The 16,266-nt window shown below is 46.5% G+C and carries 16 protein-coding genes; 10 read left to right on the top strand and 6 right to left on the bottom strand.

Annotated elements, in window-relative coordinates:
- Positions 1-406: 406 nt before the first annotated feature.
- Positions 407-808, top strand: coding sequence for a GFA family protein (locus tag BTJ40_RS15605; RefSeq protein WP_238152026.1), 402 nt, complete (start codon positions 407-409; stop codon positions 806-808).
- 170 nt (positions 809-978) lie between these two features.
- On the opposite strand, the gene BTJ40_RS15600 is transcribed toward BTJ40_RS15605, so the two are convergent.
- The 6 genes from BTJ40_RS15600 to BTJ40_RS15575 all read right to left on the bottom strand — a co-directional run bounded on the left by BTJ40_RS15600 (position 979) and on the right by BTJ40_RS15575 (position 7,133).
- On the bottom strand, positions 979-2,115 hold the full coding sequence (locus BTJ40_RS15600; protein ID WP_157954109.1) for a HupE/UreJ family protein: 1,137 nt from the start codon (positions 2,113-2,115) through the stop codon (positions 979-981).
- A gap of 190 nt (positions 2,116-2,305) precedes the next feature.
- A complete protein-coding gene (locus BTJ40_RS15595) occupies positions 2,306-4,090 on the bottom strand; it encodes a hypothetical protein (RefSeq protein WP_108733965.1) in 1,785 nt (594 codons plus the stop codon).
- 67 nt (positions 4,091-4,157) lie between these two features.
- Complete coding sequence (locus BTJ40_RS15590) at positions 4,158-5,006, bottom strand: hypothetical protein (RefSeq protein ID WP_108733964.1); 849 nt, start codon at positions 5,004-5,006, stop codon at positions 4,158-4,160.
- Positions 5,007-5,139: 133 nt separating this feature from the next.
- Complete coding sequence (locus tag BTJ40_RS15585) at positions 5,140-5,751, bottom strand: TPM domain-containing protein (protein WP_238152025.1); 612 nt, start codon at positions 5,749-5,751, stop codon at positions 5,140-5,142.
- Positions 5,751-6,497, bottom strand: coding sequence for a YgcG family protein (locus BTJ40_RS15580; protein WP_108733962.1), 747 nt, complete (start codon positions 6,495-6,497; stop codon positions 5,751-5,753). The genes BTJ40_RS15585 and BTJ40_RS15580 overlap by 1 nt, the downstream gene beginning before the upstream one ends.
- Before the next feature lie 21 nt (positions 6,498-6,518).
- Positions 6,519-7,133 carry a LemA family protein gene (locus BTJ40_RS15575; RefSeq protein ID WP_108733961.1) on the bottom strand — a complete coding sequence of 205 codons (615 nt, stop codon included), beginning with the start codon at positions 7,131-7,133 and terminating at the stop codon, positions 6,519-6,521.
- 86 nt (positions 7,134-7,219) lie between these two features.
- Here BTJ40_RS15575 and BTJ40_RS15570 point away from each other — a divergent pair, with 86 nt between their 5' ends.
- From BTJ40_RS15570 to BTJ40_RS15535, 9 genes are all read left to right on the top strand, one after another.
- Positions 7,220-7,756 (top strand): YaeQ family protein, encoded by a 537-nt coding sequence (locus BTJ40_RS15570; protein ID WP_108733960.1) that lies wholly within the window; start codon positions 7,220-7,222, stop codon positions 7,754-7,756.
- A gap of 14 nt (positions 7,757-7,770) precedes the next feature.
- Positions 7,771-8,253, top strand: a complete 483-nt coding sequence (locus tag BTJ40_RS15565) for a YajQ family cyclic di-GMP-binding protein (protein WP_108733959.1) — start codon at positions 7,771-7,773, stop codon at positions 8,251-8,253.
- 11 nt (positions 8,254-8,264) lie between these two features.
- Positions 8,265-9,218 (top strand): esterase-like activity of phytase family protein, encoded by a 954-nt coding sequence (locus BTJ40_RS15560; protein WP_108733958.1) that lies wholly within the window; start codon positions 8,265-8,267, stop codon positions 9,216-9,218.
- Between the two features lie 271 nt (positions 9,219-9,489).
- Positions 9,490-10,425: a hypothetical protein gene (locus BTJ40_RS15555; RefSeq protein WP_238152024.1), complete on the top strand. Its 936-nt coding sequence runs from the start codon at positions 9,490-9,492 to the stop codon at positions 10,423-10,425.
- A 16-nt stretch (positions 10,426-10,441) separates the two neighbouring features.
- Positions 10,442-11,032: a uracil-DNA glycosylase family protein gene (locus BTJ40_RS15550; protein ID WP_238152023.1), complete on the top strand. Its 591-nt coding sequence runs from the start codon at positions 10,442-10,444 to the stop codon at positions 11,030-11,032.
- 2 nt (positions 11,033-11,034) lie between these two features.
- A complete protein-coding gene (gene ung, locus BTJ40_RS15545; protein ID WP_108733956.1) occupies positions 11,035-11,757 on the top strand; it encodes a uracil-DNA glycosylase in 723 nt (240 codons plus the stop codon).
- Positions 11,758-12,119: 362 nt separating this feature from the next.
- Complete coding sequence (locus BTJ40_RS22950; protein WP_255422680.1) at positions 12,120-12,248, top strand: hypothetical protein; 129 nt, start codon at positions 12,120-12,122, stop codon at positions 12,246-12,248.
- Between the two features lie 440 nt (positions 12,249-12,688).
- Positions 12,689-14,824, top strand: coding sequence for a type I secretion system permease/ATPase (locus BTJ40_RS15540; RefSeq protein WP_108733955.1), 2,136 nt, complete (start codon positions 12,689-12,691; stop codon positions 14,822-14,824).
- A complete protein-coding gene (locus BTJ40_RS15535) occupies positions 14,821-16,227 on the top strand; it encodes an HlyD family type I secretion periplasmic adaptor subunit (protein ID WP_108733954.1) in 1,407 nt (468 codons plus the stop codon). Before BTJ40_RS15540 ends, BTJ40_RS15535 begins: the two co-directional genes overlap by 4 nt.
- Positions 16,228-16,266: the final 39 nt, after the last annotated feature.

The raw sequence follows: 16,266 nt of genomic DNA, 5'->3' as shown, positions 1-16,266 counted from the left end.
CACCAGATAAGAAAGTGAGCGCCACACTAAGTGTGTAGGCGCTGACTTTTATAAATTACTCAACTCAGCCTCTATTAGCCATTAACTATCGAAAACTTGAATCAATGTTGATAGAAATCAGGATAGATTAAGGTTTGTGCAACTAGAATACGCAAAAAGATATACGCGCTATAAAAAAAACTGTTCTTTCCGATAGCCTTTTCTCTATTTGGAGCCGAAGTTTGGCCTGAGAAATTTGTTGTAGAACATGTAGCTAATGCCGGAGTTAAAATTAGCCCGGGAGATCGTTCAGTGCTAGTAGATGCTCTTTGGGGGCTCAATGGTCGATTAAAATTTAAGCAAGGTGATATAGATGTCTCAGATATGGGGCTTTATATCTTTATATTACTAAAAAAGGAGTGTTTTTTTGACTAAAGGTGAATGCAATTGTGGAGAGATAGCTTATGAGATACAAGGATCCCTCACAGATTTATATATGTGCCACTGTTCAATCTGCTGTCGTTCCACAGGGAGTGGCGCTATTACTGTAGCTATTGTGCCTACCGAGAAGTTTAGTTGGGTTAAAGGTAAGGAGAACCTTAAGTATTGGTCTAAGCCCGGGCATGATTGGCATACAAATTTTTGTGCTACTTGTGGTTCGACTCTGCCCGGAGAGAATGATTTTTTAAACACTTATATTCCTGGAGGAAGCTTGGTGGATGGTAACGAAAATCTAAAAGTGGTTCATCATTTATGGATTGATTCAAAGGCCTCCTGGGAAGAAATAGGTGATGCCGGGAAGCAGCATCCCAAGGGGTTTGGATCTTAAATTTTTTAATGCCCTGGTTTATTATGCTTTATATTTTTACCCACTTTTACGTGTGTAGTGGATGGGAGATTAGTTTAGTACTGAGTTTGTCTCTGGAGCTTGAGAATACAAAGAAGTTTTAGGTGTATTATCTCAAGTGTAATAGCCAGAGAGAAAACTCATTCTCCTGTTCAGTAAATTGCCGAAACAAGCTCATATCCTCTATCTAATGTCCAAATAAAAGCAATTGCGCTACAGAGTCCAGCAACAGAATAACGTATCCGGATTTCCCATTCCTTTTTCCACAGCCTGGCCAAATAGGCAAGGGGCCATATAGCGAGAATTATGAGTACTTGCCCGGCTTCTACTCCCAGGTTGAAGGCCATGAGGCTTTGCCAGATATTCGGGGAGTCAACTTGGAGTATTTCATGTAATACAAATGAAAAACCCAGGCCATGGAGCAGACCGAGCATGCAGGTGCCGATAAAAATTGTACTTTCGCTCCCTGTGATCTTAGTTTCTTCCCGGTGTAGTGATATCCAGGCCATATAGATTATGGATAGGGCGATACCGGTTTCTACCAAAGGTACGAACCAGCTGGCAGTGGGAGCAAAGCCAAAGAATCCGGCTGAGAGGGTGATACTGTGACCGATGGTAAAGCCGGTAGTGCGCCATAGGAGTAAGGGTAGGCTGATTGCGCCGAGGGTTAGGCAGAGAACAAACAGAATATGGTCAAGCCCTTTCAGGATATGGGCGATACCTTCTGCCAGAAAGGTATTCATGGCATCGAGCGAGGAGTGTGAAATCAGTATTGGCTCCTGCATGAGGCCGCGAGATCGAAACACTTGAGTCCTGCCCGGGTTATAGTCCAATATCAAATTTGCGGTATCTTCTTGGCTGGATAGGCCGGGGTTGAGAGTGCTGGATAGCTGATATTCACCCAGGGGAGCCTGCAATGGGTAGTGGATATGAATATCGACCAAGGTATCGCCAACATAGAGACGCTGGCTGGAATCTTCAGGTAAGTATTGCTTCAAAAATGCTTGCTGTGCTTCATCCAGAGTCGCAAATTCCGGTTCTCTTCCTATCCGATAGAGTCGTACAGCTTTCACGTCGCCTGCTAGCTTCATTTCAGTGCTGCGTAGCAGGATGGCTCTCTCTGCAATATTACCCAGCCCGTAAGGGGCTGACTCCAGTTGCTGAAAGTCCACATAATGTACCAGGTTCCCTCTATCCAGAGAGTTTTTGGTGTAGGGGGCAGGTTGGGGGAGTTTGCCTGTGTAGGGATCGAGTCCCCTTCGAGCTTTATCTGCCAGCAAGTAGGCCATAGGCACTCTCATATACAGATTAGCGCCTTTTGCTGTGTGTTCTATATGGAAAATCCGCATATTGAGATTAAGGAGAAAATGCGCTTGGACTTGTCCGCTGAGGCCGGATACTAATAGAAAAACAAAAATGATAGCGGGTGATTTAAGGATACTGTTTTTCATAGTTTTAGACATTTCTCTATTTTTAATTCTAGCGTACGGATAGGGGGGTAAATCGGGCTATTTTCCAATAGTTATCAGATTGAACGATGTCAATATTGGCGCGTGTCTTCTGCGGTTTCTGTTCGAAATGTCCCCAGCTTTGCTCCTCGATTACAGCCTGCCAACTTGTTATCAGCCTAAATCCTTTGTTGCCATTCAGATTTATTTGATTGGAGTATTCCACTCTGAGGTTAGTGATAGCGCTGATTGAACCCAGACTTCCGCTAGTAGTTTGTGGGCGATATATTTGTGTGAGATTGGTATAGGTATTTTCGAATCCATCTTTGGTAATCAGATTCTTTAACTTTAGTTCTAGGTTTATTGAAAGCGGTTCTTTATATGCCGCAGCGACTTTTAATAACAATTGTTCTGTTACTCGGCCCAGATCACGTTTTTTAGCGGTTCCTGGGAGATTTACCCGGTATTCTTCTGGAAGATTGAAATACAGGGCTCCAGCTGAAAGTATGATGATGGTATAAATAATGGCTGAGCCTTTTCGGCCTGGTAATGAGTGTTTTGTCGAAAGTGTCAATACAATTATGGTGATAATTAGGAATGAAAATAGGATAGCCATGGGAATCGCTAGACTTGGGGTTTCTATTACGAGCGGATCGCTATTTGGGGGGCGATAATCATATAGATAGTTGTGCCACTGAATATCAGGGAATGCCGGGATTACATGGTTGGGGAAGGGGCCGGCGGGGTCTTGGATTAACGTAGGTACTGAGCTAATCGTATCGGTGAATAAATTCCAGTCTACTGTGACACTCTGGGGGAACTCCTCAATGGAAAACTTCTCTCGGTAGCCAATCAATACAGAGCCCATTTCAATAGTTTCATTTTCTGAAATCTGTGTGTAACCGTTATTATTGGCCCGAAGAAAAACAGTCTCTATGCTGCTCGGTTGCGATAAGGCTTGGTCAATGGTGGTGGGATTTTTGTTGTATAGGTAATTTCGGACTGTATGATGAAGAAAGGTCTTGTTTTCTGGGGACAGCGGTTGCCAGGCATCGAAAGGATGATTGGTCCACTCCATTAAGTCTTTTGTGCGCAAAAGTATTTCATGGCGTATTTGACGAGGTTCTACATAGAGAAAAGACTTTAGTGGATGACGATTATGTCGACTAATGTCGGTATTTTTAAAATGGGTATTCCAGGGGTCATCCCAATCGATAGTAAATGATTCAGGTTTAGATAGATAGTGAAATCCACTGACCGGAGTCTGTCCGTGGCGACTGGTGAAACCAATAGTAACGGATGCCAAACCATCACTTCCCATAGGTGGCTTCATCTCCAGGTCTGATACCCCACTAACCGGGTATTCCAGCTGAGTTAAAAGGACCTTTTTATCTGATGGGAAATCAGGCACTTTAATACCGGTACGGGGATCGGTTTGCCCCGCAAAAGGGGAGTTTCGTTGTTTTCTTTGGGCTACCCTGATCGATAGTTTGCTGGGTTTGATACTCTTAACACCGGATTTAATTTGAAATTTGAAAACTTTTTGTTTTAGCGCTGATTGCTTTAATAGGTAAATATCTGGCGTCTGTTCAATTTCAGGCCAAAACATGTTGGCATCATTTGCTGATATCTCAAATGTAATGTGCAGCGTGCCTTTTTGTATTTCAATTTCTGCGATGTTAGTAGCCGTTTCTGCCCCACTTAGACTAATAAAATCTGCTTTGTTGATTGGCGATAATAGAATGCTTATTAATATCAGGGTGAGGCTGATTAATACTTTGTGAGTTGATGAATTGAGGATTCTTTTAAGGTGCATGGATTGTTTGAGTAGGGTTTACCGGCTTTGCTGTATTCATTATTGGTCGTAAATAATACGCAGATATTCAATCTGGAGGTTCAAAATCAGTTCCAAAGGCTTTGCTGATTTTCTTATGTGTCTGACTAGAGAGCTTTTTGTAGAATAATTTTTCAATAAAAAGAAAAGGTGTAAAATCCACCTTTTTGGCCTGGTCGACTGTTAATGTTCTTGTGAGCAGAGATAGCGGCCATAAAACTCCATTGACAACAATCATCCGGGTAACGACGTTAATATTAGTGACATTCTGAATCATGTGATCAGTGGCTAATGATAAAGATTCTTGATAGATAGAGCGGATTGATTTAAGGATTTCGGGCGCGGCATCAAAGTTGTTATAGCCGTGATAGGCGATCGCCATTGAGCAACTTGTTGTGTTCATAATAGCGATAAATAGAGTTGGTACCGTATGTACTTGATTACAGAAGTAGACTGCATCCGCCTGTGGAAAATGCATTTTAGTAATCATCTGGATTGGCAGCATAAAGCTCTCATTAATCACTAAGCCAGCTTTTTGGGGATATTCAAGCCACCATTGTCGGAAAGTCCAGTCCCAGGCGAGGTACTTTTTCTTACCGCCGATAGCATAGGCTTCTTCCCACTTATGTTGGGTGCTATCAGGCTTCAAAATCGTTAATTTTACCGGCTGATTACCTATGGCACCCCCCATCCAAAGGGTGCCTGTACCTCCAGTATGATCTCTGTGCGGGATTTCATTTGGCTTTAGTTGTTTCGCATCTGGGAAGTTGGTATCCCTGGTTGCCGAAGTCGTATCTTTCTTTTGGGTTTTCTGGGCACAGATTATATCGCTGATGCTGATTGCCAGTAGTAGGAGGGTGATATTTAAAAGCTGCAAAAGGGGTTTAGTCGCAATCATCTTTTTATGGGTTTTGTGCCTATAAGCAGCTTAGTTGATGATTCAAGCAACAGTGGGAAATAGATCGGTGTGGCGTGAAGTTTTTTAAATGGGAATATGTTGGAGTGTCAGAGTTTCGAATATACCCAGAGGCTTAATTAATCACTACCAGATGATTGGGCAGTTCATCTTTAATAGTGCTGGTAGGCAGTGCTTCATGAAGCAAATCTCCACACTGTTCAATACAAACCAGTAATGCTTCACCTGCTTTTCCCCGTTTTATTTGCTGCACAAAGTTTTCTACCACTCTTTGCCAGTTGTCGTTGGTAATGTGTTGGGCAATTCCTCTATCTGCCAGTATTTCTACATAATGCTCTGCTTCTGAAACAAATATGAGCAGCCCTAGCCGATCTTTGGTTGCGTGTAAATCCTGCTCCAGAAATTGCCTCCGAGCAAGGTTGGATGCTCGCCAGAATTTTATCTTTTTGGGCACTAACCGCATGGTGATGGGGCGCCAACGGAATATCACTGCCAGGGCAATAAATAAAATCCACTGAAGTGTCACTGCCTGTTGAAGATTGACCCAAAAAGGTAAAAATTCGATAAGTGGTGAGATTAGTAGTGTTAGAAATGCAGCCCACAAGGTAGATATATACAGGTAGTTATCCGCTTCCCGAGCGACCACAGCCATGACTTCGGCATCGGTGCGGGACTCTACTTCCTTTATGGCCTCTGTAATATGGCGCTGATATGTGTTGGTAAGCATTACCATCCTCCCGATGCGCCCCCTCCGCCAAAGCCTCCGCCTCCCCCGCTAAATCCGCCGCCCGAACTGCCGCGAGATAAGCCTCCACCAAAGCCGCCTCCACCGTAGTAGCCACCGTAGCGTCCCCGCTTGAAAATACGGCCTTGTACCGGTGAGCCCAGTGCGGCGCTGCCGAATAGGTGTAGCATAATCAATAGAAGGAGTAGGCCCACAAGGACTGTGATTCGTCGTCCCTCTTTGGTTTCTAAGGGCTCTGCGACATATTCGTTTTTAGTCGCGGCGATAATTGATTTGACTCCGGCATTGATACCGCCGTTAAAATCGCCACTGCGAAATTCTGGAAGCACTTTGGTTTGGATAATATTTGCGGCCAGTGCATCGGTTAGCGCACCTTCGAGGCCATAGCCCACTTCAATGCGAATTTTGCGATCATTGGGAGCGATCAGGAAAAGGACTCCATTATCTTTATCTTTTTTACCCAATTTCCATTTGCGGGCCAGCTGATTGGCGTATTCCTCTATCGTAATGCCCTGAAGCTCAGGCACCGTGGCTACGACCAGTTGATTGTCGCTGTCTCGCTCGTATTGCTGGATCAACTCGGTAAGCTGGTATCTTTCATCGGCCTTTAGCAGCTCCCCTTGATCTACTACCCTGCCCGACAGTGTTGGAAACTGTATATCAGCCCAGGCTACCCAGGTACTGAGCAAAGCGAGTAAGGAAATTGTGGTAAGACTGGGGCGGTTCATTTTAGGGTCGATGGCGCCTGTCTATTGGAAGTTAACCTCGGGTGCCTTATCGGCCTCCTCAGTGCTGGCCTCAAAAGTTTCACGAAGCGGCATGTCTCTGTAGAGCACAGCGTGCCATATTCTTCCCGGAAAAGTGCGAATCTCGCGGTTGTAGCGCTCTACAGCCTGGATATAATCGCGGCGTGCCACACTGATCCGGTTTTCGGTACCTTCCAGCTGAGATTGCAGTGTGAGGAAGTTCTGGTTGGCTTTGAGGTCAGGGTAACGCTCTACCACCAACATTAGCCGGGATAGCGCGTTGGTTAATTGGCTCTGTGCAGCTTCAAATTGTTGCAGTTTGGCGGGCTCATTGAGCAGGTTGCTGTCGGCTTGCAGAGAGCTGACTTTGGCCCTGGCTTCAGTGACTGCTTGTAGGGTTTCTCGCTCGTGTGAGGCGTAGGCTTTTACGGTTTGCACTAGATTGGGCACCAGGTCGGCGCGGCGCTGGTATTGGTTTTGGACCTGGGCCCAGGTGGCTTTAACCTGCTCGTCATAGGTTGGGATATTGTTGACACCACAGCCGCTAAGGGTGGTTACCAGCAGCAGTAGCAGTGAGGTCTGCCAAAAGGGCCAGCCGCTGGGGAGCGCAGAGGTCATGCGGAATATCCTTATTCTCACGTGAACCCATCAAGAATAGTCCGCCTGACTCCCGGCGCTGGAGAAGGCATCACCATGGAGCCAAAATGGCGTTAAAAGCAACAATCTTTAAGGTCAAAGTCCAGATATCCGATATGGACAGGGATTATTACGCCGAGCATCCGCTCACTTTGGCGCGACATCCCTCGGAAACAGATGAGCGTATGATGGTGCGTCTACTGGCTTTTGCGCACAATGCGGCGGAAACGCTGGAGTTTACCCGGGGACTGTCCTCCGATGAGGAAGCGGATCTCTGGCAAAAGAACCTGAGCGGGGAAATCGATCTCTGGATCGAAGTGGGCCTTCCCACCGAGGAACGAATTCGCAAAGCCTGCAACCGCTCGAAGCGCGTTATCGTATACAGTTACGGGCGCCGTGCAGCACCAATCTGGTGGCAGAAGCTGGCCAGCCAATTGGAGCGCTTTGATAATCTTACCGTCTACCATTTAGCCGCTGATGCCACTGAGCAATTGGCGGCTATGGCTGAGCGCAATATGGACCTGAGTGCAACCATTCAGGATGGCCATATCTGGCTGGCCGATAGTGACAACAACGCGGAGATTACTCCGGAAACCTGGAAATAGGAGCAGACAACTTAATGCCTTCTTTTGACATTGTATCTGAAGTGGATAAGCACCAACTCACCAACGCTGTGGATCAGGTGAATCGCACTATTACCAACCGCTTCGACTTCAAAGGTGTGGATGCGGAAGTGGAGATGAGTGAGTTCTCCCTGGTAGTTCGCGCTGAAGTGGACATGCAGGTAGACCAGATGGTGGATATGCTGCGTGGCGCACTGATCAAATGCGATATCGATCCACTGGCGATGGATGTAGGTGATAAAGAGCAATCCGGCAAGCAGGTAAAATTGGACGTGACCCTGAAAAATGGCCTTGACAAAGAATTGTCAAAAAAGATTGTTAAGCTGATCAAAGATGAAAAGCTCAAGGTGCAGGCTGCCATTCAAGGCGAGCAGGTGCGTGTTACTGGCAAGAAGCGCGACGACTTGCAGCAGGTGATCGCTTTGTTGCGCGGTAAAGAGCTGGAGCAGCCATTGCAGTTTAATAACTTCCGCGATTAATTGGTTTTGCAGTGATCAAGCGTACTCTCTTCAGTGTTTTATCCGTAGTGTTGTCGCCTTTGGCGATAGCCGCAGAAATTACCCCGGCTAGGCTGCTGGCCAGCTATTGGGTGAATAGTAGTGCAGGTCTGGATATTTCTGGCTTAAGTTTTTGCTCTGGGGGCCTGTTGGCAGTCTCCGACAAGAACTCTGAAGAGATCTATACGCTTGAATTTCGCGATGGAAGTGCCGACCTGGAATCACATCTTCGCTTAAGCGGCCTTGGGATACCGGAGCAGGATGAGCCAGTCAGTGCCTGGGAGGGCTTCAAGGAGTTGTTCCGCCCGGCAGAAGATCTGGACTTTGAAGGTGTTACCTGTAGCGATGGCCAGGTCTATCTGGTCAGTGAGCATTACAACCGCATTGCCATCGTAGATAACGAGGGAAATGCGCGCTGGCAGGAGCATAGCTGGTCGGCGTTAGCCAGGTCCCACGGGTTCCTGCAGAAGACCAATGCTTCCAGCGAGGGGTTGGTTAAAGCTGACGATACCTTTTGGGTAGCCATGGAGCGCGAGCCTCGTGGTTTGTTGAGGCTTAATGCTGATGGCGGGGCCAGCACGCTGACTCTGCCTCAAGTGGATGGCCTGGACTTTGCCGGCCGTTCAGAGGACTTGGCGGGATTGGATTACTACGATGGCGCACTCTTTACCTTGGAGCGCAACGCCCACGCCGTATGCCGCAGGGCGCTGCCCAGCCTGGAAGCGGAGTGGTGCCTGGATTATCGCTCCTTGGAGGAATCGCCAGAGCGGGTCTATGAAGAAACCCGTTATGGCAAAGGCGAGGGGCTCGCTGTAGGAGAGCAGGGTATTTTTGTAGTGCTCGACAACAATAATGTTGGCCGCGCCCAGGCGCCTGATGATAAACGGGCGCTGCTGTTGCACCTGGCAATGCCAGAAGAGGCGGTTAATAAGCAATATAAGCAATAGCTGTTTCTGTTTGGCGCCGGGCTTTCTGTAAGTCGGCGCCACTCCCATTTCTTCATACTTCTCCAGCCCCATATATCTTCTCGCCCAACCTTTTAAATTTCTTTCCGGCTGTCAGCGCTAAAATTGTTCATAGGGATTGGTGTAACTATTATTTTTACTTGGGTTATTGGCATCTCTTGCTTTGGTAGTGGGTTCTTAGGAGGCAGCAGGCGAATTGGAGGTTGGGAACTTCCCTGCTATTTAATCTTTATGTCGATTAAATGGGATGATCGTGATTAAGCGTATTTGTTTAAGTGTCGCGTTTGTGCTGTTGTCATCTCTGGGGTCGGCAGCTGAAATAATTCCTGCCAAGAAAATAGCTCATTACTGGGTAGACGACAGCGCCGGGTTAAGTATATCTGGACTGAGTTTTTGCGATGGTAAAATGCTCTCTGTTTCCGATAAACAGTCCAGGGAAATTTATCAGATAGTGTTAGATGATAGGTTTGCAGCGTTAGAAATCTATTTAACGCTTGCCGGACTCAGGGTTCCCAAAAAGGATAGGCCGACTAATTTTTGGTATTTTCTACTGGATCTTACCCGTCCAGCTGCAGCAATGGACTTTGAAGCTATCACCTGTGATGACAATGCTTTTTATTTACTGAGCGAGCGTTACAACCGTATTGCTGAAATTAATAAGGAAGGCAAGGGACACTGGTTGGAAAATATGTGGTCGTCCACAGCTAAGGCTCAAGGCTATATGCAGGGTTACAACCTTTCTGGGGTAGGCTTGCAGAAAGTGGGTGATGACTTTTGGATGGCTATCGAGCGTGATCCTCGGGCTCTGGTCAAACTTGGGCCCAAGGGTAGTGTGCAGATTTTCACACCGCCACCCGTGGAAGGGTTGAACTTTCGCGACGAATCCGAAAATATGGCTGGACTTGCTTATTATGACGGTGCACTTTGGACTCTGGAGCCCAATGCTTATGCGGTTTGCCGCAGAGAGCTCCCCAGTTTGAAAGCCCAATGGTGCCTGGATTATTGGGAACATGAGAATTCTTCCGAGCTTGGCTATGAGGTATCCCGGACAGGGGGTAAGGGAGACGGCTTGGCCATTGGAGAGCAGGGAATTTTTATCGTGTTTGATAATGATAATATAAGCCGTATCCACGACCCCCAGGATCGCCGTGCGCTTCTGTTACATTTGGCCTTTCCAGAAGGTACGTAATAAGGGTAGATAATAGGTGGTAGTTGAGAAGTTACCGGCACTGCTGGAGGAAATACGGGCTTGTCGCCTCTGTGAAGAGCAGCTTCCTCTGGGGCCGAACCCAGTCTTGAGGGCCGCAGCGTCTGCACGCTTACTGATCGTCGGCCAAGCCCCGGGCACCAAGGTCCACGCGACCAGTATCCCCTGGAATGACCCCTCAGGAGATCGCCTCCGAGATTGGCTGGCGATCGACAGGGACACCTTTTACGACGAGTCCCGGATTGCCATTATTCCCATGGGTTTCTGTTACCCAGGGCGCGGCAAGGGCGGTGACTTGCCGCCGCGACCCGAATGTGCGGCCACCTGGCATCAGCGCTTGATGGATCAGCTGCCCAACTTGCAACTGTCGCTGTTGGTGGGACAATATGCTCAGCGTCATTACCTCCCGCACTGGTATGGCAGCATTACCGAGAATGTTCGCCATTACCGCGATGCTCTGCCTGCGGGATATTTTCCCTTACCGCACCCCAGCCCGCGCAACACCCTGTGGTTGCGTCGCAGGCCCTGGTTTGAGGAAGAGGTTGTGCCCGAGTTACAACATCATGTTAAAAAGATATTGAAGGTTTAAGAATGCCGGTTCCGGACAAGATAAAGATCCACCCCTCTTGGTACGATGTTTTGGGCGGGGAGTTTGACCAACCCTATATGGCCCAATTGCGTCAGTTTTTAAAGGGGGAGAAGGCCGCCGGCAAGAAGATCTACCCGGCCGGTGGCCAGATCTTTAATGCCTTTAACTCCACACCTTTTGATCAGGTAAAAGTCGTTATCCTGGGCCAGGACCCTTACCATGGCGTTGGCCAGGCCCATGGCCTGTGCTTTTCCGTGATGCCCGGAGTGCGCATTCCCCCATCACTGCAAAATATTTATAAAGAACTGCACTCCGATATGGGTGTTCCCCCAGCGCATCACGGCTGCCTGCAGCCCTGGGCAGAGCAGGGCGTCCTGCTGCTGAATGCCACTCTTACTGTTGAGGACAGCAAGGCCGGTGCCCATCAGGGGCAGGGTTGGGAGCAATTTACGGATGCGGCGATTCACAAGCTAGCGGAACAGCGTGAAGGGCTAGTCTTTGTTCTTTGGGGGAGCTATGCCCAAAAGAAGGGGGGCTTTATCGACCGCAATAAGCATTTGGTATTGCGTGCTCCACATCCCTCCCCTCTATCTGCGCACCGGGGTTTCTTTGGTACCCGTCCTTTTTCCCAGGCGAATCACTGGTTGCAGCAGCGTGGCGAGAAGCCTATTGAATGGGCTTTGCCAGAGGCGGGTCAATTGAAGAGAGTTGCGGTAGAGCTTTAGAAGTTCCGGTACATACTCTTCTTCAAAATGTTTCCGCTTATCTGATACTTGACAAGGTTATTATTACGACCTTGTCATTTCTTGACTTCTGCCTTCTCTTTTTACTTTACTATTTAGACCTATCTGCTGTATATAATATAACCACTTTCGTATTATATAAATAAAGAAATTTTCGAATATAAAGACTGGATAAATTAGCTTGGTTGATGAAAATATAATACAGTTTTTTCATCATAGAATGTTTATATTAACTTAAAAATTATTTAGCAGAACCCTTGCAGCTTTTTAATAAAAGTAGTGAGTAATCCTCAGATAGTTCGTCAGTAAACACTATATACTTTTTATTAAGGGTGGAGAAATTTATGCAAATTATGGCTAAGAAGCAATTGAGCGGGATTTGTAGTAAGAGGTTTTGTGGAGGCAGTATTGAGGAAATAGCAGGGCTTAATAAGAAGTATGGAATCAACATGAATGAAAAGAATGGTTCATAGTATAAGTTTACTAAGGAAAAGATTCCGAAGCATTGCATCAGTAGTATTAGTTTAATAGGGTGGGGTTTAAATATTTTTCGGGATATAACTAAAAAGGCTTAAAGTATGAATTGTAAAACCTATTAAAATTTAAGTCCTACCTGAATTTGCTTTCATTTTTCAAATAAGAGGACATGACTTCCTTATATCGATAAGGAGTTTATTCCATGTTTAAAATTTGATCTGCCAGTACATATACATAACATGAAAACTTTGCTTTTATCGTATTTAGTTGCCACTAATGAGGGCTGGTTCACAAAAGAAGCGTTTGCTTTCATAGTTGGTACACATTTCAAGCTGTTTTATTTCTTTCTTTATTTACTGGAAGAGTATTTTTTCCTAGTCTCGCAATTCACCTGTTCTAATTAGGTGAAACAGGAATGTTGTATTAGGGAGTAAGTGTGGAAGTTGTAGTTGAGAGGGAAAGCTGTCTCTCTTGTCTTTCTGTTGTTGCAAGATTTAATCAGCTTGCAGTTAATCCTGAGAAGCTCCAGCGAGAGTTCCCTGTTGGAAACCTGGAAGCTCATGATGTTATAAAAGCCGCTGCCTTTCTCGGCCTTAAAGCTAAGAGTCACCGATACCCTTGTGAAAAATTGGAAAGCTTGCCGTTTCCTGTGATGCTAGTGGATTCAGCAGGGACCTGTACGATCCTGGCCGGTATACGGGATGGCAAGGCGCTACTACAAAAAGTTGGGCAGAAAAGTCCGATTATGATATCGGAGGAAGAGCTTCCTTTTGATGAGAATAAGCGGCTTTTGATATTCTTATTCCGTAAAAAGGGAATTTTATCATCTGTAGAGCGAAAATTTGATATATCCTGGTTTATCCCCTCCATTCTTAAATATAAGAAACTACTAGGCCAGGTATTACTCGCGTCATTCTTTATTCAGTTATTTGCACTGATCACGCCGCTATTTTTCCAGGTGGTTGTGGACAAGGTGCTTGTTCATCAAGGCCTGACTACCCTGGATGTGTTAGCTCTCGGCTTCTTGGTGGTATGTGTATTCGATGTGATTTTAAATGGGCTGAGAACCTATCTATTTAGTCATACTTCAAATCGGATAGATGTGGTATTGGGTTCTCGTCTATTTAATCACCTGTTGCGTCTCCCTATTGCCTATTTTCAGAATCGTCGAGTGGGAGATACTGTAGCCCGGGTTCGCGAGCTGGATTCTATACGCCAGTTTATCACGGGGTCAGCGCTTACTCTTTGTGTAGACCTGTTTTTTACTCTGGTCTTCTTTGCAGTGATGTTTCTTTATAGCCCAACACTGACTTGGATAGTATTGGGCTCCCTACCTCTCTATGTACTATTGTCGATCATTATTACCCCGATTTTGAGAAATCGATTACACGAAAAATTTAAGCTGGGTGCGGAAAATCAATCATTTCTTGTTGAAGCCTGTAACGGGGTTGAAACTTTAAAAAGTATGGCGGTGGAACCGCAAATGCAGCGGCGCTGGGAAGAGCAGTTGGCAGGCTACGTTAACGCTTCCTTTAGGGCTTTGAATCTCGGTAATGTTGCCAGCCAGTGCGCCAGCTTAATCAATAAACTGGTAACCGTAGGTATTTTGTGGGTGGGTGCTCACTTGGTTATTGCCGGTGAGCTGAGTGTCGGTATGTTGATCGCCTTCAATATGATTGCAGGGCGGGTTAGCCAGCCAATTTTGAAGTTAGTGCAATTGTGGCAAGACTTCCAGCAGGCGGGTATCTCCATTAAGCGCCTGGGAGATATCCTCAATACACCTACGGAAGCTGGACATGACCCAAACCGAACCACTCTGCCCGCAATTCGAGGAGAGATACGGTTTGAGCATGTGAAGTTTCGCTATGGTCCCGACCGACCGCTGGTAATTGACGGCATTCAACTATCAATAAGGCCCGGGGAAATTATGGGTATCGTCGGTAAATCCGGTTCGGGAAAGAGTACTTTGACCAAGCTGGTTCAGCGTCTCTATGTTCCGGAGGCGGGCCGCGTCCTGGTAGATGGTGTTGACTTGGCACTGGTAGACCCGGCTTGGTTGAGGCAAAAAGTAGGCGTTGTATTGCAGGAAAGCTTCCTGCTCAATCGTACTGTTCGAGACAATATTGCTTTGGCAGACCCCGGTGCTCCTATGGAAAAAGTAGTAGCTGCTGCCAAGCAGGCGGGAGCCTACGATTTTATTCTTGAATTGCCGGAGGGATTCGACACGGTAGTGGGAGAGCAAGGTAGCTCCCTCTCTGGTGGCCAAAAGCAGCGGATAGCCATAGCGCGCGCCCTGATGGCAGATCCCAGGATATTGATCTTTGATGAAGCTACCAGCGCTCTGGACTATGAATCAGAGGCCATAGTACAGGCAAACATGCGCCAGATTTGTCAGGGTCGCACAGTGCTGATTATTGCCCATCGACTGTCTGCGGTGCGCGATGCCAACCGCATTGTTGTTATGGAAAAAGGCAGGATTGTAGAGCAGGGCAGCCCCAAACAATTAATGCAGAAAAAAGGACACTTTGCTCGCCTTAATGCCATGCAGTCTAATTTGCGGGAGGTAATATGAAGCGTTTCCTCTCTTTCTTGAAATTTGGTCGCTGGATAAAAAAGCGGGACTCAGTACTGGAGTTTGTTCCGGCTGCACTGGAGGTGGAGCAATCACCGCCAAACCCACTGGGATTATGGCTAATCAATACTATTTGTTTGTTTTTTGCTATTGCTATTCTTTGGGCCATTTTTGGCAAGATTGATATTGTTGCCATAGCGGAGGGAACCGTAATTCCCGACGGTAAGGTGAAAACTGTTCAGGCTAAAGAGTTATCGGTAGTTCGAAAAATTCATGTAGAAGAGGGTAGCCGAGTTAATGCAGGAGACCCTCTAATTACCCTGGATGCCACTAATGCAACTGCGGATCAGGACAGGTTAGAGGGAGAGCTGGCTGTTTCCCGTGCGCGCCTGGTAAGGGAGCAAGTATTCAGCACTTATTTGCCTGAATTGCGCGAAGGCCGGGTGGGCGTAATAGAAAAGGCCTTGATTACCCTGGAAATGGAGATGGCTGAGGTTGGCGCGAAGGACCAATTACGCTTTCAGCGCACCCTATTAAAGGGGTATTTCTCTGATTACCTTGCTGAAGTTAATTTAATCGATCAGCAGGTTTCCTCAAAGCATCAAGAGCTCAGTATGTCGCGTGCTTTGGTTAGAAAAGCTGAGAAGAAACTGCCCATTTTAACCGAGCGTACTGACTCCCTGCGAAAGTTGCTGGATCGGCAAATGGTGGCCCGGGATAGATACCTCGAGCTGGAACAGCAGCGTATTGATGCAGAGGAGGAATTGGCGCTTGAGCAGGAAAGAATTGGCCAATATCAATCTCAATTGAAAGAGCTTAATTTACAAGCTTCAGCTCTACTAAGTAACGCCCTTTATAAAAGTTACTCACAGCAGGAAGAGTTGGAGCGTAATATCACAGTACAAAATAAGGAATTGGAAAAAGCAAAACTGCGCAGTGAACAGCAGGTAATCCGAGCACCTATAGCTGGCACTGTACAAGAGCTTGCCATCCATACCGAAGATGCCGTTCTAGAGCCCGCCCAAGCCCTGATGCAGATAGTACCTGCTGGCAGTGCTTTACAAGTCCAGGCTTGGATATTGAATAAAGATATTGGTTTTGTTGAAGAGGGGCATCCAGTAACGGTGAAGGTGTCTACTTATAATTTTACCAAATATGGAACTGTCTCGGGGGTTGTTACTAATCTCTCAAAAGATGCAGTCATGGATGAAGAGCAAGGCTATCGCTATCTATGTGATATCGAACTGGATGCCCAAGAGTTAAAACAGTCAAATCAGACGGCTCTTTTGTTGCGTGCGGGTATGCATGTTGTGGCAGAGGTAAAAACAGGAAAGAGAAATATTTATGAATATTTTACTAAGCCTGTTCGGGAGTCTCTATCCAGTAGTTTTTCGGAGCGATGATTTAGATATAGTCTCAAGAAAATTTTTTATTTGGGGATG

Origin of the sequence: Microbulbifer sp. A4B17 (assembly GCF_003076275.1) — a bacterium.
In the GTDB taxonomy this organism is placed as follows: Bacteria; Pseudomonadota; Gammaproteobacteria; order Pseudomonadales; family Cellvibrionaceae; genus Microbulbifer.
The sequence above is the reverse complement of the archived record's forward strand: the minus strand, read 5'-3'. Positions and strand labels throughout refer to the sequence as shown.

Bases quoted from the DNA above. Each gene is read 5' to 3' on its own strand.
- BTJ40_RS15570 (WP_108733960.1), top strand. From the start codon at position 7,220: ATGGCGTTAAAAGCAACAATCTTTAAGGTCAAAGTCCAGATATCCGAT.
- BTJ40_RS15590 (WP_108733964.1), bottom strand. From the start codon at position 5,006: ATGATTGCGACTAAACCCCTTTTGCAGCTTTTAAATATCACCCTCCTA.
- BTJ40_RS15565 (WP_108733959.1), top strand. From the start codon at position 7,771: ATGCCTTCTTTTGACATTGTATCTGAAGTGGATAAGCACCAACTCACC.
- BTJ40_RS15600 (WP_157954109.1), bottom strand. From the start codon at position 2,115: ATGGCCTACTTGCTGGCAGATAAAGCTCGAAGGGGACTCGATCCCTAC.
- BTJ40_RS22950 (WP_255422680.1), top strand. From the start codon at position 12,120: ATGCAAATTATGGCTAAGAAGCAATTGAGCGGGATTTGTAGTAAGAGG.
- BTJ40_RS15585 (WP_238152025.1), bottom strand. From the start codon at position 5,751: ATGCTTACCAACACATATCAGCGCCATATTACAGAGGCCATAAAGGAA.
- BTJ40_RS15595 (WP_108733965.1), bottom strand. From the start codon at position 4,090: ATGCACCTTAAAAGAATCCTCAATTCATCAACTCACAAAGTATTAATC.
- BTJ40_RS15535 (WP_108733954.1), top strand. From the start codon at position 14,821: ATGAAGCGTTTCCTCTCTTTCTTGAAATTTGGTCGCTGGATAAAAAAG.
- ung (WP_108733956.1), top strand. From the start codon at position 11,035: ATGCCGGTTCCGGACAAGATAAAGATCCACCCCTCTTGGTACGATGTT.
- BTJ40_RS15575 (WP_108733961.1), bottom strand. From the start codon at position 7,133: ATGACCTCTGCGCTCCCCAGCGGCTGGCCCTTTTGGCAGACCTCACTG.
- BTJ40_RS15580 (WP_108733962.1), bottom strand. From the start codon at position 6,497: ATGAACCGCCCCAGTCTTACCACAATTTCCTTACTCGCTTTGCTCAGT.